Raw genomic sequence first — 21885 nt, 5'->3', positions numbered from 1 at the left:
GGATAATAGTGTATTTCATTCATGGCGCAAACGTTTGTTTTATCGTTTGCTTGAAATTTTGATGATAGTCCGCGTCTATGAAGTGATGTTTCACAAAGTGAAGATATGTATCAATCTTAGGTTATTTTAGGCTTTTCCAAAGCATATCTGTAGCTTACCTCTAGCATCAGATATACTAGGGGTAATATACCTTCCTTGCTTAAGCAGGCCCGCCTATGTCAAAAAACACACCAATGTCAGAAAACACGACAGCGACAACCACTGTTGATCCTTTTGCCGACCGAGAGTCGAAAAATTACGAAAACCCAGTACCAAGCCGTGAGTTCATTATTTCGTTTCTAACAGACGCGAATATTCCTATGAACCGCAACGATCTATTCGAAGCTTTGGGTTTGGCTGGAGAGGAACAATATGAAGGGCTGCGTCGTCGTTTACGTGCAATGGAACGTGATGGACAGCTTATCTTTACCCGTCGTCAGTGTTACGCATTGCCTGAGAAGATGGAACTGATCAAAGGCTTTGTGATTGGTCATAAAGACGGTCATGGTTGGGTACGCCCAGACGGCAGTGTGGGTAAAGACAATGATATCGTGCTGCCGCATCATCAGATGAAAACTATCATGCACGGTGATTACGTATTGGTTCAGCCTACTGACAACAGTAAGCGTGGCCGTCGTGAAGGCCGTTTGGTTCGTGTGCTTGAAGAGCGTAAAACGCCACTTGTTGGTCGCTTCTTCCTAGAGTACGGCCATTCTTATGTGGTTGCTGATGATTCGCGTATCAGTCACGACATCCAGATCCCAACTGAGCATAAAGGCGGTGCTCGAATGGGTAATGTGGTTGTGATTGAAATTACGGACCGTGGTGGTCGTTCTCGTAACATGATGGGTAAAGTGACCGAAGTTCTTGGTGAGAATATGGCTCCGGGTATGGAAACGCAGATCGCGATCCGTACTCACCAGATCCCGCAAGAGTGGCCTGAAGCCGTAGATAAGCAAATCGTAAACCTCGGTGAGCATGTTCCTGAAGAAGCAAAAGAAGGACGTGTTGATCTACGCAAATTGCCATTGGTGACTATCGATGGTGAAGATGCGCGTGACTTCGATGATGCGGTTTACTGTGAAGCGAAGAAAGGCGGCGGCTGGCGCCTATGGGTAGCGATTGCTGACGTAAGTTACTACGTTCGCCCAGAGACAGCGCTAGACAAAGAAGCAATTAACCGTGGTAACTCGGTATACTTCCCGTCACAAGTTGTCCCAATGCTGCCAGAAGTCCTTTCAAATGGTTTGTGTTCATTGAACCCTCAAGTCGACCGTTTGTGTATGGTGTGTGAGATGACTATCTCAGACAAAGGTAAACTGTCAGGCTACAAGCACTATGAAGCAGTCATGAATTCTCATGCTCGTCTTACTTATAACAAAGTAGGCGCGATCTTAGATGGCAATGAAGAGTTACGTGAACGTTACGAACCAGAAGTACCACATCTTGAAGAGCTTCATAAGATGTATAAGGTGCTTAAGAAAACGCGTGACGAACGTGGTGCGATTGAATTTGAAACGGTAGAAACTAAGTTTATCTTCAATGCGGATCGTAAGATTGACCGTATTGAGCCAGTAATCCGTAACGATGCACACAAGATCATCGAAGAATGTATGATTCTTGCGAATATCGCATCGGCATCTTACGTAGAAAAAGCGAAAGAGCCTGCTCTATACCGTGTTCACGATACTCCGGGTGAAGAGCGCTTAATGGGCTTCAAGAGTTTCTTAAGTGAACTAGGTTTAACGCTGGAAGGTGGCCTGTCGCCCTCTCCGGTAGATTATGCACAACTGATGCAGCAGATTAACGAACGTGAAGATCGTGAATTAATCCAAACTATGCTGCTGCGCTCAATGAAGCAAGCGGTATACAACGCGGATAACGCGGGTCACTTTGGTCTAGCTCTTAAACGCTATGCTCACTTTACCTCGCCAATTCGTCGTTACCCAGATTTGCTATTGCACCGTGCGATTAAGTACCTTATTGCGAAAGAAGAAGGTCGTAACAGCGAGCGTTGGACGCCAACCGGTGGTTACCACTACACTTTCGATGATATGGACTTCTACGGCGAACAGTGTTCAATGACTGAGCGTCGTGCTGATGATGCTACGCGTGAAGTGAACGACTGGCTGAAGTGTGAGTACATGCAAGACCATGTTGGCGAAGTGATGGATGGCGTGATTGCCAACGTGACTGGCTTCGGTTTCTTTGTGCGTCTAACGGAACTGCACATCGATGGTCTGGTACATATTTCTGCGCTAGCGAATGACTACTACCAATTTGATGCTGTTGGTCAGCGTCTGGTTGGTGAAAGCTCAGGTAATATCTACCGCTTGGGTGATTCGGTTAAAGTGAAGGTTTCTGCGGTTAACTTAGAAACTCGTCAAATCGACTTTGATTTAGAAGACACCGATCGTCAGCCGCGTGGTAAAGGTAAAACAGCCAAGAAGCGTGCTGCTGAAGCGATGAAAAAGGCGAAAAGCAAGAAGCGTTCAGCGGTGAAGAGCAATAAGCCGGGTGTACCTGCAACGCCTTTAGTTGAACCAACTAAGCGACCTGATGGAAGTAGCGAAAGTTCAGCTAAGAAGAAAAAGCCAGCGAATAAAACTGGTGCTGCTAAAGCTCGAGCTAAGAAAAAGCGTACCGCAAGTCGTAAGCCAAAGGCTGATAAGTCTTAAGGTTAATAAGTCTTAAGCTTAATAAGGCGCTTTGCTAATTAGGTTTAGCACAGCGCTAGTTTAATGTGACATGGCTTTAACGCGAAAAGACTTTAATGCGAGAGTATCAGGCGCAAGACGCATACTCTCGAAATAAACAACACAGGGGTGGGTGCATCGGGTTTGATGTCTCATTCATCTCTGAGCAATAAGAGTAACCAGAGACAATGAGTAACGAATTTATTTACGGTATTCACGCGGTGAAAGCCGTACTAGAAAAAGATCCAGCGCGCTTTATTGAAGCGTATGTACTGAAAGGGCGTCAAGACGATCGCCTGCTTCCATTACTGAATCAATTGCAGCAATTTGGCGTATCGATTCAACAAATGGGTCGTAAGCCGCTTGATGAAAAAGCACAAGGTGCGAATCACCAAGGTCTTATTGCTAAGGTGAAGCCTGCTAAGCAGCTTAATGAAACTCACCTAGACGATATCCTAGCGCAGCACGAACAGCCTCTGCTGTTGGTTCTAGACGGCGTAACAGACCCTCACAACCTAGGTGCTTGTCTGCGTAATGCGGATGCCGCGGGTGTTGCTGCTGTTATCGTACCGAAAGACCGCTCTTCGCCGCTAACGGCAACGGTAAGCAAGGTAGCGTGTGGTGCGGCTGAAACCGTTCCTCTAGTACGTGTAACCAATCTCGCTCGTACAATGCGTGCTCTGCAAGAGCAGGGTGTATGGTTTGTGGGTACCGCAGGTGAAGCAACGCATGATATCTACCAAGCGAAGTTAACAGGCCCTCTTGCTGTGGTTATGGGTGCTGAAGGTGACGGTATGCGTCGTCTAACGCGTGAAACCTGTGATGATCTGATTAAGATCCCAATGGCTGGTAGCGTGTCGAGCCTGAACGTTTCAGTGGCATCGGGCATCTGTCTGTTCGAAGCGGTACGCCAGCGTTTAGCTCAGTAAACCTAGGTTCAGCAACATTTGACTCAGTCACGCTTGGTTTAGTTGTGTGCCTCTATGTTGTTTAGAGGTACTTGCTATATAAAGAGTTAAACGACTTTAAGTCTATGAATTTATTAACGCTCGCCTCTTGTTGGTGAGCGTTTCTTTTTAGGCTGCAGTAGCAGAACTCATTGGTTTATCAGATGGCTAGATGGCGAAAGAAAAACTGTTTCATTATTAGCCAAATACCGCTTGCCAATACCGGGTTCTTTCTATAATATTTGCCGTCCTTAAAACTCGGTCATTTTTCTTTAGTTCCTTGCTTCCCTTGGACGACCGAGCCTTTCGTGGAAGCTAATAATCCGTAAGGAGCAACCAAATGCGTCATTATGAAATCGTATTCATGGTTCACCCTGATCAAAGCGAGCAAGTTGCTGGCATGATCGAGCGTTACACTGGTTCAATCACTGAAGCTGGTGGTACTATCCACCGTCTAGAAGACTGGGGCCGCCGTCAAATGGCTTACCCAATCAACAAACTTCACAAAGCTCACTACGTTCTTATGAACGTTGAAGCTGGCCAAGAAGTGATGGACGAGCTAGAAACTGCTTTCCGTTTTAACGATGCAGTTCTACGTAACATGATCATGCGCACTAAAGGCGCTGTGACTGAGCAATCTATCATGCTTAAGCAAAAAGAAGAGCGTGCAGAGCGTGCTCCTCGTCGTGATGACCGTGAAGAACGTGCACCACGTCGTGAAGAAGAAGCTAAGCCAGAAGCTGCTGCTGAGTAATTCTTTTTTGGCCTTTTAGGTCATTAAATTTTATTCAACTCGTTTAGGTATTCTCACTACAAGCATTTGCTTAGACTTATTTATAAGTTCGTGTGAGTACCGCATTATTAAATTTAGATCAGGAGATAGCCCATGGCTCGTTTCTTCCGTCGTCGTAAATTCTGCCGTTTTACTGCAGAAGGCGTACAAGAGATTGACTACAAAGACGTAGCAACTCTAAAAAACTACATCACTGAAGCTGGTAAAATTGTACCTAGCCGTATCACTGGTACAAGTGCTAAATACCAACGTCAGCTAGCTCGCGCTATCAAGCGTTCTCGTTACCTAGCACTACTACCGTACACTGACAAGCATCAGTAATCGGTAATAGTTAATAATAGTTTAAGAGGACTAAGATAATGCAAGTTATTCTACTTGATAAGATCGGTAACCTAGGTGGCCTTGGCGACCAAGTAAACGTTAAATCTGGTTACGCTCGTAACTTCCTTATCCCACAGGGTAAAGCAGTTATGGCAACTAAAGACAACGTTGCTATGTTCGAAACTCGTCGTGCAGAACTAGAAGCTAAAGTTGCTGAGCAACTAGCTGCTTCAGAAGCTCGCGCTGAGAGCGTTAACACTCTAGAAGGCGTTACAATCGCTTCTAAAGCTGGTGACGAAGGTAAACTATTCGGTTCTATCGGTACTCGTGACATCGCTGACGCTATTACAGCGGCAGGTGTTGCAGTAGCTAAGAGCGAAGTACGCCTACCTGAAGGCGCTCTACGTAACATCGGCGAATTCGAAGTAAGCATCCAACTTCACTCTGAAGTTTTTGCTACTGCGAAAATCGCTATCGTTGCAGCTGAGTAATTTCAGTACCAAGACGAATTCTTTCTTTTGAAAGTTTTAAACACCAGCTTCGGCTGGTGTTTTTTTATGTCTACAATATGAGTTTTAAGCTTTTTGGAACAGCGACTATTGCAGGAGTAGAAAGCACTAGAGAGGAGGGGCTTACTTAGTAAAAAACGAGGGTGTTCTTTATCGATACACCGTTATACCCGCTCTCAAATTTAGAATTGAAAAAGTAGATTTACAGACAGTACGGAATCTTCTTTGTTCAACCCTTCAGGTACCTTGTCGTGGTACTGTCGAGAGTGAGCAATTTTTAGTGCGATATTGTCGGTAATATCGTTGATGGCTTCTAGTTCAGTATCAAATTTTAGGTTGCTGTGGCCAGACACCAACGTCACATCGGCTTTGAGCTTCAAATTTTTCAATACCTGCCATGATGTATTTACATTGCCACGGAAAATCGCTTCTTCAACGATCTCTGGGAAGATGATGTCATCATCGTCTATTTCATCAAGGTTCGGTTCTTGGTAACGAAAACCCGGGCCCACTTCGACCTCCAACACAAACTCTTCTGTATTCGAAAACTGATAACCTAGACCGCTAGAAACGGTGTAGTCCTTAAAATAAGCACTGTATCGTGAATCGACCCCTTTAAAGCTGCCATAGAGGTAGGTTTTCGGACTTAACTTGTAGTCACTCTGAGCAGAATATGTCGATTGCCTTTTATCTTCTTCGCCATCTTTGTAGAGATTGTAGTATTTCCATTCGCCACTGGTTCTATGACGGCCAGCCGTGTACTCACCGTTCAGGCGTGCATTCAGCGATCGAGAATCAGAATTACCAGTATGCGACTGATATCCAAATTCGACTTCAGTATTCAGTGGGTTCGGCAGTTCTGTGTCACTCGAATCACTCGGTGCGATATCCATATCTTTTTCAGGTGTCGGTGCAACGACGATCGGCTCAGCAGCAGGTTCTGGTACCACTATCGAGTCGAGGATTGCATCAACAGAGGCTTTAGCATCATCCGCTAAGGCCGACGGAGTGCTCAGGAGACCGATGCTTAGAAGACCAGTGTTCAGAGCCAATAATTTGGACACGCATACCTCAGTTATACAGTGAATGAATGGAAGGATCGTAATGCTACCTTTGGTTAATTCCGTCAGCAATAGGTAAATTCTTGCTGAAGAATAAAACAAACTCATAGGATCGGATTACAAACGGATGTTCTTGGGTATAATGAACGATCATTATTAGTTATTGAGTGTAGTCATAGTGGATACCAAAAGTCAGAAATCAGCCAACGATCAGGTGGACGCCATCAAGGTCCCGCCACATTCATTAGAAGCTGAGCAATCTGTTATTGGCGGTTTGTTATTGGATAACGAACGCTGGGATACGGTGGCCGAAAAGGTTGTGGCCAAAGACTTTTATAGCCGTCCTCACCGTCTGATCTTTGAAGCGGTAAAGGATATCCTTGAAGAAAGCTCTCCTCTGGATCTTATTACACTCTCTGAACATTTAGAGCTGCGTGAGCAACTTGAAGAAGTGGGTGGCTTTGCTTACCTTGCTGACCTAGCGAAAAATACGCCAAGTGCGGCAAACATCAATGCCTATGCAGATATCGTGGCACAACGTGCATTGGTGCGTAGCCTGATTGGTGTGGCAAATGAAATTGCGGATTCTGGTTATGACCCTCAAGGTCGTACATCGGAAGAACTTGTTGATCTTGCTGAGAGTAAAGTTTTCGCGATTGCCGAAGGCCGAGCAAGTGAAAATGAAGGTCCACAAAACGTTGATAGCATTCTAGAGAAGACGCTAGAACGTATCGAAATCTTATATAAATCGCCACAAGATGGTGTGACTGGTGTCGATACTGGCTTTAACGACCTCAATAAGAAGACAGCAGGCCTTCAGGGTTCTGACTTAATCATTGTTGCTGCGCGTCCATCGATGGGTAAAACCACGTTTGCGATGAACCTATGTGAAAACGCAGCGATGAAGCAAGACAAGCCAGTGTTAATCTTCTCGCTAGAGATGCCAGCTGAACAGCTGATGATGCGTATGCTTGCATCACTTTCTCGCGTAGACCAAACCAAGATTCGTACCGGTCAGTTAGACGATGAAGATTGGGCTCGTATCTCGTCGAGTATGGGTATTCTGATGGATAAGAAGAATATGTATATCGATGACAGCTCGGGTCTAACGCCAACAGAAGTACGTTCTCGAGCTCGACGAATTGCTCGTGAGCATGATGGTATCTCTATGATCATGATAGATTACCTTCAATTAATGCGTGTACCTTCGTTATCTGATAACCGTACTCTAGAGATCGCCGAGATTTCTCGCTCATTGAAAGCACTAGCAAAAGAGCTCAACGTACCAGTTGTGGCACTTTCTCAGCTTAACCGTTCCCTAGAGCAACGTGCTGACAAGCGCCCAGTTAACTCGGATTTGCGTGAATCAGGTTCGATCGAGCAAGATGCCGACTTAATCATGTTTATCTATCGCGATGAGGTTTATAACCCAGATAGTTCATTGAAAGGCATCGCTGAAATCATCCTTGGTAAGCAACGTAACGGTCCGATCGGTTCGGTTCGTCTTACGTTCCAAGGTCAACACTCCCGATTTGATAACTATGCAGGTCCTGCATTTGATGATGAGTAATCACTAATGACTTACATGAAAGCAGCGACGGCGAGTATTGACTTAAACGCGCTTGAACATAACCTGAACCAGATAAAGTCGAAGGCTCCTCATTGCAAGGTAATGTCTGTTGTGAAAGCCAATGGCTACGGACATGGCTTACTGCATATTGCCAAGCATTCAAAAAGCTCTGATGCTTTTGGTGTGGCGCGTATTGAAGAAGCATTACAGCTTCGTGCTGGTGGCATTGTTAAACCTATTTTGTTGCTAGAAGGGTTTTATTCTTCGGGCGATTTGCCAATCTTAGTGACCAATAACATCCAAACAGTAGTGCATTGCGAAGAGCAATTAAGCGCGCTAGAGAATGCAGAGTTGGAAACACCTGTTGTGGTTTGGCTAAAAGTCGACAGTGGTATGCATCGCCTAGGTGCTCGTCCTGAGCAATACCAAAACTTTGTTGAGCGCTTACATCAATGTGCGAATGTCGCTAAACCTCTGCGCTACATGAGCCACTTCGGTTGTGCTGATGAACTTGATAGAGCAACCACCGTTGAACAGACCGAGCTTTTCTTATCGCTCACCGACGGTTGTGAAGGTGAGCGTTCACTTGCTGCTTCTGCGGGTCTATTAGCTTGGCCAGACAGCCACCTTGACTGGGTTCGCCCGGGAATTATCTCTTACGGTGTTTCTCCTTTTGCTGATAAATCAGCGCAAGACCTCGGCTTTTATCCTGTAATGACTTTGACCTCGCACCTGATAGCCGTTCGTGATGTTAAAGCGGGTGAAAGTGTGGGTTATGGCGGTAACTGGACCAGTGAGCGAGATACCAAGGTTGGCGTGATCGCGATAGGTTATGGTGATGGTTATCCTCGCACTGCTCCTAACGGCACTCCAGTGTTCGTTAACGGCCGAAAAGTACCGATCGCCGGACGTGTATCAATGGACATGCTAACGGTTGACCTTGGCCCTGATGCGGCAGATAAAGTCGGTGATGAAGCAACATTATGGGGTAAAGATTTACCTTCAGAAGAAGTCGCAGAACATATTGGCACTATCGCTTACGAGCTGGTCACTAAGCTGACTTCGCGTGTTGCGATGGAGTATGTGAAGTAGCTAATGTGAAGTAACTAATGCGAAGTAACTATGGATCCTATAAGTAAATGATGTTCATACGAACGACTCGACACTGGTTAATGTCTGCAATGGCATTACTTGGTGTCAGCTTGTCTTCTCCCGTTGTGAGTGAAGAAAAAGATTCAGCCTTTGTTCCTTTCTATTTTAGTACTGAAACCATGGGTAATACCTTCGGGGTTGCTGGTGTCGCAAAGGGTGTTTGGCAACCTCAAGCTGCTCTGTTTGGCATGGCGCTTTATTCAGATAAAGACAGCTACGTCGGTTTCTTATCAGCCTTTAACTTCGCACTGTCTGAGAACGTGTTGTTCAGTACTCAGATGTACCAAGCTCTCTTTAACGAAAACCCGTATTACATTGGCTCTCAAGGCGATAACGATTCATCCATTGATGATAAAACCATTGCCGACGGCTTAGAAGAAAACTATCAGGTTGAGTTTAAGTATCTGCTGCCTTGGGGCAATGTTGCAGAGCATGGCTTGCTAGGGGCTTTCCAACCTATCAAAGATGTGAGCTTTGCTTCCCCATTAGAGTCTGGTGTCAGTTCGATTGTCTTTACGCCTTTCTATACGGCTCGTGAGCTAGAAGGCTTAAACAATAGCGAACAGGCGACAGGTTTTAGTTTGGCGTTTGATTGGGATAACCGTGATAGCACACGCAACCCAACCAAGGGGTCTCATACCAATCTTGAGTTTACTACCGGCGCTGAAAGTTGGTCTAACGATGACTTATGGCTGAAGTGGACATTCCAAAACAGTCAGTATTTTGCATTGGGTCCTTTGGGGAACTTGTTCGACCAACAAGTCGTGGCATTTGATGTCTATACCGCTGACACACCTACGTGGGGCAACTGTTCAGGGCAAGATTGTGCTCGTCCACCCGAAACAGAACAAGCTCGACTCGGTGGCTTATATCGCTTAAGAGGTTATACCGGAGGCCGTTACCACGGTCGTTCTGCTATTCACTACTCTGCGGAATATCGAGTGCTTCCTGATTGGCAACCACTGGGCGATATCCCACTGATTAACTACTACGATTTACCTTGGTGGCAGTGGGTGGCGTTTGCTGAAGTCGGGCGTGTTGCTGATGAGTACGATATCAAAACACTGCACACAGACATGAAATGGAGCCTAGGCGGCGCAGTTCGTTTCCAGGTCGAAGGCATTGTTGTACGTGCTGAATTAGCGCGAGGCGGTGATGAAGGGACCTTTAGGGTTATGATAAACCAGCCTTTCTAATTCTGGTTTTACCAACTCGACTCTCTTATATTTTTAAAGGGTGACACATAACTGTGTCACCCTTTTTTGTTTTCTACCATTATGTTTGTTAAGCGGTATTTCACTGTTGATGACTTAACGTTACTCACCTTGAATGGTCGCAATAACGGTACGGCTTCCACCACAATCTCGGTGTTCACCTAAGTAAATGCCCTGCCATGTCCCCAAAGCTAAACGACCATTGGTAATCGGAATTGTCACACTGGTGCCTAGTGTCGATGCTTTAATGTGAGCGGGCATATCATCATCACCTTCGTAGGTGTGCTTGTAGTAGGGGGCTCGTTCGGGCACAAACTTATTAAAGTGTGATTCCATATCGGTGCGGACGGTCGGGTCTGCGTTCTCATTTAGCGTAAGGCTAGCAGAAGTATGCTGAATGAATAGATGTAATAAACCAACAGACAGTGAATGGATATCGGATATCTGTTGTTCAATTTCATCAGTGATGAGATGAAATCCACGTTTTTGTGCGTGTAGGTGTATCGTCTTCTGAATCCACATACGCCATCCTCTATAATGTATTTGGAAAAAAAGTGGTTTAACGCTATCTTTTGAACTTGAATTTATCAGCTTTCGCTCACATTTAATGATGTGAGCGCTAGAGTCAGTACCGATTCTGCTATCAGGAAATCTAATTCTGATTTATCTCAAGGTACCGCTCTTCATATGCGGCATAATACGTCGTGAAAAAAAATTACAAAGAATCTTTCAGTGGTGATGCGATTTGGTCATCATAGAAAAATATAAACTTTCGCCTAATCGGGGGTTCTATTCATCACTTTGGTGACGTCTAGAATAAAACCTACAGTAACATCGGGATAGATACCATGTTGAAAAATATCAACCCAACGCAAACACAAGCGTGGAAAGCTCTAACTGCACATTTTGAGTCTGCTCAAGATATGAATATGAAAGAGCTATTTGCTCAAGATGCAAAGCGTTTCGAGAGCTTTTCTACTCGTTTCGGTTCAGACATCTTAGTGGATTACTCTAAGAACCTTATCGACGCTGAAACGATGCAGCACCTATTTGCTCTTGCGAACGAGACTGAAGTTAAGTCTGCAATCGAAGCAATGTTCGGCGGTGATGCAATCAACAAGACTGAAGGTCGTTCAGTTCTTCACACTGCGTTACGTAACCGTAGCGACAAGCCAGTAATGGTTGATGGCAAAGACGTAATGCCAGCAGTGAATGCAGTATTAGCAAAAATGGAACTGTTCACACACCGTATCGTTTCTGGTGAGTGGAAAGGTTACACAGGTAAAGAGATCACTGATGTAGTTAACATCGGTATCGGCGGTTCAGACCTTGGTCCATACATGGTAACTGAAGCACTTACGCCATACAAAACTCGCCTAAACATGCACTTTGTTTCTAACGTAGACGGCACTCACATCGTTGAGACACTTAAGCCTCTTAACCCAGAAACAACACTGTTCCTAGTGGCATCTAAGACATTTACCACTCAAGAAACAATGACGAACGCACACTCTGCGCGTGATTGGTTCTTGGCTGAAGCGGGCGACTCAGCACACGTTGCTAAGCACTTCGCAGCACTATCAACAAACGCGGCTTCAGTTGCTGAGTTTGGTATTGATACTGACAACATGTTCGAATTCTGGGATTGGGTAGGCGGTCGTTACTCACTATGGTCAGCGATCGGTCTTTCTATCTCACTATCTATCGGCTTCGATAACTTCGCTGAGCTACTCGATGGCGCACATGAGATGGATAACCACTTTGCTTCAACGGAATTTGAAAGCAACATTCCAGTGATCCTTGCGTTAATTGGTGTTTGGTACAACAACTTCCACGGCGCTGAGTCAGAAGCAATCCTACCTTACGATCAATACATGCACCGTTTTGCTGCTTACTTCCAGCAAGGTAACATGGAATCTAACGGTAAATTCGTTGACCGTGAAGGTAACCCAGTAGAATACCAAACAGGCCCTATCATCTGGGGTGAACCTGGTACAAACGGTCAGCACGCGTTCTACCAACTGATTCACCAAGGCACTAAGCTGATCCCATCAGACTTTATTGCTCCGGCTATCAGCCACAACCCAGCATCTGATCACCACCAGAAGCTAATGTCTAACTTCTTTGCTCAAACTGAAGCGCTAGCTTTCGGTAAGACAAAAGAGACAGTAGAAGCTGAATTCCTAGCAGCAGGCAAAACAGCTGAAGAAGTTGCTGAGCTAGTACCTTTCAAAGTATTTGAAGGTAACCGCCCAACGAACTCTATTCTTGTTAAGCAAATCAACCCTCGCTCTTTAGGTAACCTAATCGCGATGTACGAGCACAAGATCTTCGTTCAAGGTGTTATCTGGAACATCTTCAGCTTCGACCAATGGGGCGTAGAACTTGGTAAGCAGCTAGCAAACCAAATTCTTCCAGAGCTTGCAGACGATGCTCAAGTAACGTCTCACGACAGCTCTACTAACGGTCTAATCAACGCATTTAAAGCGCTGAAAGCTTAAGACTGTTTAAGTAACACCAAGTAATAACTGTAAACGCCAACCTTTCGGTTGGCGTTTTTTATGTCCGTTGATTTTACGGCAATAAAAAAGGCTGACGTATGTACGTCAGCCTTTCGCTTTTTATTTACTCGATTGTCTCTATTCGAAACAGATCTCGATGAAAGCATTACCCCACTGAGATGAGAAAGGCATGATGATGATTGCGCCTTCACACTTGTGACGAATAGTATGGCCTTTACCTGAAACCACGATTGGCGTTGCCATATCGAAGTCAAAGCCGCTTTCTGCAAGAATACGCTTTGCGCCACCGGTTACCATGTTAGTGATTTCACCCACCATGTCGGTCACTTCTTCGTTCAAACCGTTTGGTCGTTCACCTAGCATGTTTTCCATGATTTCTAGAGCAAGCCCTTCATCAAAGGTGATCGACATTGAGCCACGAGACTGTGTACCAACCATACCAATTAGGCCGGACACATCACCACGAGCGATTTCATCTTTCTTCACTCTTGGTTTCTGAGGCTTTAATTCTAGAGATGCCATCGTTTTTAGTACGTTCATCAAAGAAGCTAAAAACGGGTTTACAAATTCAGCGCGCATAATGTTCTTCTATAATCTTATTCTTTCATTTCGGAGGAGCAAGTTTGGCAAATGCCATGTGATTCAATGACATGGTTGGTCAACTTGAATCCATGCTGCTCGGCGTTACTCGCGAGTAGGGCGACAAGCGCATCGTCTTGTAATTCTATCACAGTGCCACATTTATCGCAGATCAGTAATTGGGAAAAATGCGTGTTGGCATTGCAAGAGCAGCAGCATATAAAGCTATTCGTTGACTCAACTCGGTGAATGAACCCTTGCTCTAACAAAAAATCCAAAGCGCGATAAACTGTAGGAGGCTTGGCTTGCGGTTCACTGACTTTCAATTGCTCTAATAATTCATAAGCACTGGAGGCTTTTTTATTAGATAGGATAAGCTCAAACACTCGCTTTCTTTGGGGTGTTAGCCTAACACCTCGCGATACGCATATCCCTTCAACTTGCTCTATTAATGTGTGGTCCAAATTTTTCACCGTTCAATCAAACATCCCCATTCAGCCCCTATTGCTAGGTAACCTTGTTTGAGGAGACATTGATTTTATTAAAGTCAGGTACAGAGCGTATTGTGACCTACGACTTTGAATAAGACAAGGTAACTCAAAACGACAGTGTGACTCAAGGCATAACTGATTAATCAAGCTGAATTAGAGATCTGGTGAATGAGTTTATATAAAAAATGTGCTGTAAAGTTCATATAGCACAAATAAGTCATAGCATTTACAATAGTCGGTCTTGCTTTTGCTGGGTATTCCAGCATATTTTTTTGATTCGCTACTAGGTTACTTTGCCATGACTCATTCATGTAAGTTGTCTGTCGCTCCAATGTTGGATTGGACTGACCGCCACTGTCGTTACTTTCACCGTTTGCTCTCTCAGCAGACGCTTCTGTACACGGAAATGGTCACAACTGGTGCGATCTTACATGGCAAGGGCGACTTTCTAGAATATAACGAGCAAGAACACCCATTAGCACTTCAACTTGGTGGTTCAAACCCGGTTGATTTGGCGGCTTGTGCCAAGCTTGCTGGTGAGCGTGGCTATGATGAAGTGAACCTCAATGTAGGTTGCCCTTCAGACCGAGTTCAGAATGGTCGCTTTGGTGCTTGCTTAATGGCTGAGCCTGAACTGGTGGCAGATTGTGTGTCAGCGATGAAAGAAGTCACGGATATTCCAATTACGGTAAAAACGCGTATTGGTATCGACGACCAAGATTCTTACGAGTTTCTGACTAAGTTTGTTTCTACTGTTTCTGAAAAGGGCGGTTGTGAGCAATTTACTATCCATGCGCGTAAAGCGTGGTTGAGTGGCCTTAGCCCGAAAGAGAACCGTGAGATCCCACCGCTAGATTACGATCGTGCGTACCAAATCAAGAAAGACTTCTCTGATCTAGTGATTGCGGTAAATGGTGGCATCACTACATTAGAACAAACTAAAGAGCACTTGCAGCACCTTGATGGTGTGATGATCGGTCGTGAGGCATACCATAGCCCGTTTATCTTGGCTGAAGTTGATCAGCAGATCTTCGGTTTAGACACGCCAATCAAGAAGCGTTCACAAGTGGTTGAAGAGATGTACCCGTACATTGAGCGTCAGCTTTCGAATGGAGCGAGCCTTGGTCATATCTCTCGTCATATGCTTGGTTTGTTCCAAAGTATGCCGGGCGCAAGACAATGGCGTCGTTACATCAGTGAGAATGCACATAAGAAAGGCGCGGGCATTGAGGTGATTCAGACGGCATTAGCTAAGATCCCTAAAGAGCTAAACGTATAGATACCCTCAAGGTTAAAGCAAAAGCCAAGAACTAAAAGTTAAAAGCTTAAAGAACAAGGCTAAATTCGCCATTAGAGGCTAAATTTACCATTGTGAGTTTCCGAAAAGCCACGCATGAAGATGTGTGGCTTTTTATTTGCCTGGTAAATCAATGGTTTATTACTGTGGCTAACTTGGTATGGAAGCTGCAATGTTAGAAAGTAGGAAAGATAGGTCATGAACTCATTAGGGAGACCATTATGTTTGAATTAATCTTTGTTCTTATTTTCGTCGCAACTTTACTCGTTACTGGTATTACGTTTATGACGGTACTAGCGGCAACCGGAATCGCGTTAGCGGTCATGCTGGTCTTAGGTATGATGGGGGTTGTGTTTAAACTGCTGCCTTGGCTGATCGTGATTGCAGTGGGTGTGTGGTTTTTCAAAAACTATGTACACAGCTCTAACCAAAGACGTTATTAAGGTCATCGTGTCGTCAAATCTTTACTCGTCAGCGGTTTATCGTTTTAGAATTTAAGATGTGTGGTAGAATTTTCCCCAATAATCTATGAATGTGCATACAATTAGCACAACGATATGGAATTGGAGCTATCTCAAATGAATAAAATGCCATTAATTGCTTTAGTGGGAATGCTTTCTTTAAGCTCGGCTGTGTCCGCTGAAGAAGAGTTTTCTTACACGACTAAGATCGGTGCTGATATGTGGTGGGGAAGTACAAAGCTGAATGAAGCTAGGTCGAGTGACTCAAACTCACCTTCGTTGTATTTCGCATTTGAGCATAATGCCCCTAAGCTACCAAATGCGAGTTTCCGCTACTCTACTGTTGATACAACATTGTTAGCGTTTGATAAGTATGACTACACGTTCTACTACACAATGTTGGATCACAAGTTGATGAACTTCGATGCGGGTGTGACATTTACTCAGTATGCAAACTCACATTACAAAGATCCGTACAGTTCGAAAACGACAAGTTTTGATGAGTTTACTTGGAGCTTCTACGGTAACGCAGAAATCAATGTCCCTAATACTCACCTTGATATCATTGGTACGATGGAATTTGGTGATAGCAACGGTATTAAGAGTACCGATTTGATGGCGGGTGTTCAGTACCGTATTCCAGTGGCAGATACTGAAATAGCACTTCGTGGTGGCTATCGTGTGATCGACCTTGATTCGGACAAATTTTTCTCTTCAGAGTTGAATAAACCTCTTGAGACGGACAAAGAACCTGATCCTTTGGATGACCCAAAGCCAGGGCCACCTAAATCGTTTGTTATGGTTGATGGTTGGTTTGCTGGCGTAGAAGTACGCTTTTAGGCAATTAAAACGAATCTAGAACGAAATTTAAGAACGTCACTTTATTAAGTGGCGTTTTTTTATATCTATTGGTTATACCCAAGCATCTTGAAGTTACTTGGGTATATACTTTTCTGGAATTAGTTAGCACATTCATCACTTTCGACCATCCTTAATACAGAGACCTAATTAGCGTCTATTCTTATAAGGTCTATGTTGTGAGGTCAAAGCAAGGGATGGAATATGACACTCAATGAATTACGAAATTTATATCGAGAAAATCTGTTGGTTGAAGCGATCATAGAGCCCTCAATTCAAGAGGGGTCTTGGGTTGTGGAGTTTCGCCATATGGGAGGCGGCTTTGTTTTGCTTACTGATGTTCATGGTGAAGAGTGTCATTACGCGGATTTAGACCTAGCATCTAAGTCGGCAATGGCGGTTGGCTTTCAACAAGTGCGTATTGAAAACCAGTAACTCAATTGACGTTTCAATCGGTTTTTACTTCCAAAAAGTTATAAAACATACTTTTCTATTCTTTCTTGTTATTAAAAGGAGTGGTTAATCTATCGTCACGCAATGATTAGGGATGTCGTGACCATGTCTTTAAATAAGAAAGAGTCTTCACAAAATAATAATGCACAGTCTGGGGCTAATGAGTTACCTGGGCTAGCAGCACCACTTAATGACCAACAATTGGGTCATCTTCAGCAAACTGTTTCTGAATTATCTTCTCAACAACTGGCATGGGTCAGTGGTTACCTTTGGGGTGTGAGCCAAACTCAGCCTGTGGGTGCCGCCGCGCCAATCGCTCAAGCAGCCGCTGCAGTAGCCGCAAAACCTGCGGGTAAGCTCAGCATTATCTTCGCATCCCAAACCGGTAATGCGAAAGGTGTCGCCGAATCGCTTGAGGCAGAAGCGAAAGCATTAGGGATTGCTGTCGAGCTTTTCGATGCTAGTGATTATAAAGGTAAGAACCTAGCCAAAGAGACACACGTCATTTTTGTAGCTTCAACCAATGGTGAGGGCGAAGCCCCTGATAACGCTATTGAGTTGCATGAATTCCTTCAATCGAAGAAAGCGCCAAAATTATCAAACCTACAATACGGTGTCATCGGTTTAGGTGACTCAAGCTATGAGTTCTTCTGCCAAACGGCTAAAGACTTCGATAACTTCCTCGCTAAGCTTGGTGCTAAATCGTTTGTCGACCGTCTTGATTGTGATGTTGATTACGAAGAGTCAGCAACGCAGTGGCGCGCTAAAGCATTAGAGCAAGTAAAAGAGACGCTATCGACAGGCACTGAAGCCGATGTAGTTCAGTTGCCCGTCGGTCAAGCGGCTGCCGGTCATTCGCAATACACCAAACAAAATCCATACACAGCGACACTATTAACGAGCCAAAAGATCACCGGTCGTGATTCGGGCAAAGATGTTCGTCATATCGAGATTGATCTTGATGAGTCGGGTATTACTTACCAACCGGGTGATGCGCTAGGCGTATGGTTTGAAAACAGTTCCGAACTCGCAAATCAGATTCTTTCTAAGGTTGGGCTGTCTGGTATCGAAAGTGTCGATGTCGATGGTGACAACTTGTCTGTGCATAGCGCACTTGTCAGCAAATTTGAGATTACCTCTTCAAACCCTCAGCTTGTGACTAAGTTTGCTGAGCTTTCGGGCAGCAAGAAGTTAATCAAGCTGGTGGAAGATAAAGACAAGCTTCGTGAATACGCGGGTAATACTCAAGTTGTCGATGTTTTAGCTGAGAAGAAAACTAAGCTATCGGCTGATGAATTGATTGGCCTACTACGTAAGTTAACTCCACGTCTCTACTCTATTGCGTCAAGCCAAGCAGAAGTAGATGAAGAAGTTCACTTGACGGTTGGTCTTGTTGAATACCAAAAGGGCGATGAATCTCGTCTGGGTGGCGCTTCAAGTTTCTTAGCTCAACGCCTTGAAGAAGGTGGTGAAGTGAAGGTGTTTGTAGAGAACAACAATAACTTCAAACTGCCGCAAGACGACAACACACCAATCATCATGGTTGGCCCGGGTACAGGTATCGCACCTTTCCGTAGTTTTGTTCAAGAGCGTGAAAACAATGACGCTGAAGGTAAAAGCTGGTTGTTCTTTGGTGACCGTACCTTTACTCAAGATTTCTTATATCAAGTTGAATGGCAGAGGTATCTTAAATCTGGTGCATTAACCAAGCTTGATGTTGCGTTTAGTCGTGATCAAAAAGAAAAGGTTTATGTTCAAGACCGATTAATTGAGCAGGCAGAGCAGGTTTGGCAATGGCTTCAAGAGGGCGCGTACCTCTATGTATGTGGCGATGCAACTCGAATGGCAAAAGATGTCCATGAAGCGTTAGTTACGATAGCGGAAAAACATGGCAATCAGAGCCGCGAACAAGCTGAACAATATATTAATGATTTACGTAAAGCGAAACGTTACCAAAGGGATGTGTACTAATGAGCAAGCAAGTAATAGAGCAAGAAGTGCTAGGTCAAGTACTGGGACCTTTGGCTGACAATGAACGTCTGAAGCGTGAAAGTAAAAACCTTCGCGGTACGATTGAACAAGATCTTCAAGATCGTATCACTGGTGGTTTTGCCGCAGATAACTTTCAACTGATCCGTTTCCACGGTATGTATCAACAAGATGACCGTGATATTCGTAATGAACGTACCAAGCAAAAGCTAGAACCTTTACATAACGTAATGCTTCGTGCGCGTATGCCAGGCGGCATCATCACTCCTAAGCAGTGGTTAGCGATTGATAAATTCGCAGATGAAAGCACCTCTTATGGTTCTATCCGTCTTACAACTCGTCAAACTTTCCAGTTCCATGGTGTGTTGAAGCCGAACATTAAGTTAATGCACCAAACACTAAACAGTATTGGTATTGATTCAATCGCTACTGCGGGTGACGTAAACCGAAATGTTTTGTGTACCACAAACCCGGTTGAGTCCGAGCTGCACCAAGAAGCTTATGAGTGGGCGAAAAAGATCAGTGAACACCTATTACCTAAGACACGTGCTTATGCTGAGATCTGGTTAGATGGTGAAAAGCTCGCAACAACAGATGAAGAACCTATCTTAGGTAGTAATTACTTACCGCGTAAGTTCAAGACGACGGTTGTAATTCCTCCGCAAAATGACGTAGATGTTCATGCTAACGATCTTAACTTTATCGCGATTGCTAAAGACGGAAAGCTGGTGGGCTTTAACGTATTAGTGGGCGGTGGTCTTGCAATGACGCACGGCGATACTTCTACTTATGCACGTAAAGCTGACGACTTTGGTTTTGTGCCATTAGAGAAAACGTTAGATGTAGCAGCTGCGGTGGTAACGACTCAGCGTGATTGGGGTAACCGTTCGAACCGTAAGAACGCAAAAACCAAATACACACTAGACCGTGTTGGTATTGATGTATTCAAAGCAGAAGTAGAAAAACGTGCAGGCGTTGAGTTTTCTGAAAGTCGTCCTTATGAGTTTACTGGCCGTGGCGATCGTATCGGTTGGGCGGAAGGCATTGATGGTAAGCACCACTTAGCGTTATTCATCGAAAATGGTCGTTTGCTTGATTTCCCAGGGAAAGCGCTGAAAACAGGTGTTGCTGAAATAGCGAAGATCCACAAAGGTGATTTCCGCATGACAGCGAACCAAAATCTCATTGTTGCAGGTGTACCTAAGAGCCAAAAGGCACAAATTGAAAAGCTGGCACGTCAATACGGTCTAATGGATGATGCGGTTTCAGAACAGCGCAAGAACTCAATGGCGTGTGTGGCATTCCCAACATGTCCGTTAGCAATGGCAGAAGCCGAACGTTTTCTTCCTGAGTTTGTAACGGATGTTGAAGACATTCTGAAGAAACACGGGTTACCAGAAGAAGATAATATCATCCTTCGTATCACAGGCTGTCCAAACGGCTGTGGTCGTGCAATGTTGGCTGAACTGGGTTTAGTCGGCAAGGCTCCAGGGCGTTACAACATGCACTTAGGTGGCAACAAAGCCGGAACTCGTATTCCTAAGATGTATAAAGAGAACATCACGTCAGCTCAGATTTTAGAAGAGATTGATTCGCTGGTGGGACGTTGGGCTACGGAACGAACGGGTAATGAAGGGTTCGGTGATTTTACAATCCGAGCTGGCATCATCGAAGAGGTGATCATTTCAAAGAGGGATCTGCATGCATAATTCTGTCGCTTCAAAATTGAAGTTAGCAGAGCTACTCGCATTGACTAAGACGGAGCAGATACTTCGTCTTGGACAAATTAATGCTGAGTTAGAACAGCTAACTGCATTAGAAAGAGTGAAGTGGGCTCTAGAAAACTTAGAAGGAACACATGTGGTCTCTTCTAGTTTCGGAATCCAAGCAGCATTGATGCTGCACTTAGTGACTCAAGCCAAACCCGATATTCCAGTTATTCTGACAGACACCGGGTACCTATTCCCAGAAACGTATCGCTTTATAGATGAGTTAAGTCAGAAGTTGACTTTAAACCTTCAAGTCTTTCGCGCACAACAGAGCTCTAATTGGCAAGAAGCGCAATATGGCAAACTTTGGGATCAAGGTATAGAAGGGATAGAGAAGTACAACAAACTTAATAAAGTTGAACCGATGAGAAGAGCGCTGGATGAACTAGAGGCTGGCACTTGGTTTTCAGGGTTGCGAAGAGAGCAATCTCAATCGCGCGCAAACTTGCCGATCTTATCTATCCAAAATGGTGTGTTTAAGTTCTTGCCAGTAATAGATTGGACAAATAAAGATGTTCACTATTACTTGGAAGAGCATGGCCTTAGTTACCACCCACTTCGTGAGCAGGGGTACCTTTCTGTTGGAGATACTCATACGACTAAGAAATGGGAACCCGGTATGACTGAAGAAGAAACCCGGTTCAATGGTCTAAAACGTGAATGTGGTCTCCATGAAGACGATGGAGAGCAATATGGCTCTGGGATTTAGACTCATTGCCATTTAAAAAGCTGCCTCAAGGCAGCTTTTTTAGTTTCTAGGGGATAAAATTAAAGCGATTGTGGATAAGTCTGTGGTTATTATGTAGGTACTTTGTAGTTAAACTTGCATAAATAAGGCTTTGGGTATTTATCCATCATCTAACCGTTATTTTTGCACTTTTTGGTAATAAACACTTGCCAATGTGAGGAGTATCTCTATAATGCCGCCTCACTGACACGGTAGACGCCACAAGGCTTCAGCGAAGAATGTTAGTAAGGCAACTAGCTTTAAGCGATAATTCGCTTCTACTTTTAGAAAGTAGAAATTAATTTTCAAAAGTGTTTGACACTGAGAATTAAAACGCTAGAATGGCCGCCTCTTCCGAAGTGATGTAAGTCACAACGAAGAGAAGCTCTTTAACAATTTAAACCTATCAATCTGTGTGGGCACTCGTTGATGAATAT

The 21885-nt window shown here is 44.4% G+C and carries 20 protein-coding genes; 16 read left to right on the top strand and 4 right to left on the bottom strand.

The window, feature by feature from the left end; all coding sequences use genetic code 11:
- The first annotated feature begins 215 nt into the window (after positions 1-215).
- The 5 genes from rnr to rplI all read left to right on the top strand — a co-directional run bounded on the left by rnr (position 216) and on the right by rplI (position 5287).
- Complete coding sequence (rnr, locus tag ACED42_RS17525; RefSeq protein WP_017103356.1) at positions 216-2717, top strand: ribonuclease R; 2502 nt, start codon at positions 216-218, stop codon at positions 2715-2717.
- Between the two features lie 206 nt (positions 2718-2923).
- Entirely contained in the window at positions 2924-3664 is a 741-nt protein-coding gene (gene rlmB / locus ACED42_RS17520) for a 23S rRNA (guanosine(2251)-2'-O)-methyltransferase RlmB (RefSeq protein WP_009847889.1), read from the top strand.
- Positions 3665-4022: 358 nt separating this feature from the next.
- Positions 4023-4436, top strand: coding sequence for a 30S ribosomal protein S6 (rpsF, locus tag ACED42_RS17515; RefSeq protein WP_004735855.1), 414 nt, complete (start codon positions 4023-4025; stop codon positions 4434-4436).
- A gap of 132 nt (positions 4437-4568) precedes the next feature.
- Complete coding sequence (gene rpsR / locus ACED42_RS17510; protein ID WP_000090472.1) at positions 4569-4796, top strand: 30S ribosomal protein S18; 228 nt, start codon at positions 4569-4571, stop codon at positions 4794-4796.
- A gap of 38 nt (positions 4797-4834) precedes the next feature.
- Positions 4835-5287, top strand: coding sequence for a 50S ribosomal protein L9 (rplI, locus tag ACED42_RS17505; RefSeq protein ID WP_009847890.1), 453 nt, complete (start codon positions 4835-4837; stop codon positions 5285-5287).
- Positions 5288-5487: 200 nt separating this feature from the next.
- Here rplI and ACED42_RS17500 read toward each other — a convergent pair whose 3' ends face one another.
- Positions 5488-6369 (bottom strand): DUF481 domain-containing protein, encoded by an 882-nt coding sequence (locus ACED42_RS17500; RefSeq protein WP_371703555.1) that lies wholly within the window; start codon positions 6367-6369, stop codon positions 5488-5490.
- A 175-nt stretch (positions 6370-6544) separates the two neighbouring features.
- Between ACED42_RS17500 and ACED42_RS17495 the strand changes: the two genes are divergently transcribed.
- From ACED42_RS17495 to ACED42_RS17485, 3 genes are read left to right on the top strand one after another with little or no spacing between them, the layout of a single operon-like run.
- Positions 6545-7936 carry a replicative DNA helicase gene (locus ACED42_RS17495; RefSeq protein ID WP_009847892.1) on the top strand — a complete coding sequence of 464 codons (1392 nt, stop codon included), beginning with the start codon at positions 6545-6547 and terminating at the stop codon, positions 7934-7936.
- A gap of 6 nt (positions 7937-7942) precedes the next feature.
- Positions 7943-9028, top strand: coding sequence for an alanine racemase (alr, locus tag ACED42_RS17490; protein WP_017097257.1), 1086 nt, complete (start codon positions 7943-7945; stop codon positions 9026-9028).
- Positions 9029-9078: 50 nt separating this feature from the next.
- Positions 9079-10284, top strand: a complete 1206-nt coding sequence (locus ACED42_RS17485) for a BamA/TamA family outer membrane protein (protein WP_371703559.1) — start codon at positions 9079-9081, stop codon at positions 10282-10284.
- Positions 10285-10404: 120 nt separating this feature from the next.
- Here the strand turns inward: ACED42_RS17485 and ACED42_RS17480 are convergent, their stop codons facing one another.
- Positions 10405-10824, bottom strand: coding sequence for a secondary thiamine-phosphate synthase enzyme YjbQ (locus ACED42_RS17480; protein WP_009847895.1), 420 nt, complete (start codon positions 10822-10824; stop codon positions 10405-10407).
- Between the two features lie 326 nt (positions 10825-11150).
- Between ACED42_RS17480 and pgi the strand changes: the two genes are divergently transcribed.
- Positions 11151-12803 carry a glucose-6-phosphate isomerase gene (gene pgi, locus ACED42_RS17475; RefSeq protein WP_371703553.1) on the top strand — a complete coding sequence of 551 codons (1653 nt, stop codon included), beginning with the start codon at positions 11151-11153 and terminating at the stop codon, positions 12801-12803.
- Between the two features lie 138 nt (positions 12804-12941).
- Here pgi and ACED42_RS17470 read toward each other — a convergent pair whose 3' ends face one another.
- On the bottom strand, positions 12942-13403 hold the full coding sequence (locus ACED42_RS17470; protein WP_009847897.1) for a chemotaxis protein CheX: 462 nt from the start codon (positions 13401-13403) through the stop codon (positions 12942-12944).
- Positions 13404-13420: 17 nt separating this feature from the next.
- Positions 13421-13876 (bottom strand): zinc uptake transcriptional repressor Zur, encoded by a 456-nt coding sequence (gene zur, locus ACED42_RS17465; RefSeq protein ID WP_012603115.1) that lies wholly within the window; start codon positions 13874-13876, stop codon positions 13421-13423.
- Positions 13877-14192: 316 nt separating this feature from the next.
- On the opposite strand from zur, the gene dusA reads away from it, so the two are divergent.
- The 7 genes from dusA to ACED42_RS17430 all read left to right on the top strand — a co-directional run bounded on the left by dusA (position 14193) and on the right by ACED42_RS17430 (position 21430).
- On the top strand, positions 14193-15173 hold the full coding sequence (gene dusA, locus ACED42_RS17460; RefSeq protein ID WP_371703551.1) for a tRNA dihydrouridine(20/20a) synthase DusA: 981 nt from the start codon (positions 14193-14195) through the stop codon (positions 15171-15173).
- A 239-nt stretch (positions 15174-15412) separates the two neighbouring features.
- Positions 15413-15634, top strand: a complete 222-nt coding sequence (gene pspG, locus ACED42_RS17455; protein ID WP_009847904.1) for an envelope stress response protein PspG — start codon at positions 15413-15415, stop codon at positions 15632-15634.
- 135 nt (positions 15635-15769) lie between these two features.
- The gene (locus tag ACED42_RS17450; RefSeq protein WP_081326142.1) at positions 15770-16492 is read left to right on the top strand and encodes a TIGR04219 family outer membrane beta-barrel protein; all 723 of its coding nucleotides are present in this window, start codon (positions 15770-15772) and stop codon (positions 16490-16492) included.
- Positions 16493-16714: 222 nt separating this feature from the next.
- Positions 16715-16945 carry a hypothetical protein gene (locus ACED42_RS17445; protein WP_004735813.1) on the top strand — a complete coding sequence of 77 codons (231 nt, stop codon included), beginning with the start codon at positions 16715-16717 and terminating at the stop codon, positions 16943-16945.
- Positions 16946-17068: 123 nt separating this feature from the next.
- Entirely contained in the window at positions 17069-18934 is a 1866-nt protein-coding gene (locus ACED42_RS17440) for an assimilatory sulfite reductase (NADPH) flavoprotein subunit (RefSeq protein WP_371703549.1), read from the top strand.
- Positions 18934-20661 (top strand): assimilatory sulfite reductase (NADPH) hemoprotein subunit, encoded by a 1728-nt coding sequence (cysI, locus tag ACED42_RS17435; RefSeq protein ID WP_371703547.1) that lies wholly within the window; start codon positions 18934-18936, stop codon positions 20659-20661. The genes ACED42_RS17440 and cysI overlap by 1 nt, the downstream gene beginning before the upstream one ends.
- Positions 20654-21430: a phosphoadenylyl-sulfate reductase gene (locus ACED42_RS17430; protein ID WP_102250087.1), complete on the top strand. Its 777-nt coding sequence runs from the start codon at positions 20654-20656 to the stop codon at positions 21428-21430. Before cysI ends, ACED42_RS17430 begins: the two co-directional genes overlap by 8 nt.
- Positions 21431-21885 lie beyond the last annotated feature (455 nt).

The organism is Vibrio sp. FF145 (genome assembly GCF_041439075.1).
Lineage (GTDB): Bacteria > Pseudomonadota > Gammaproteobacteria > Enterobacterales > Vibrionaceae > Vibrio > Vibrio tasmaniensis_A.
Note: the sequence above shows the minus strand (reverse complement) of the source record. Positions and strands in the feature narration are given on the sequence as shown.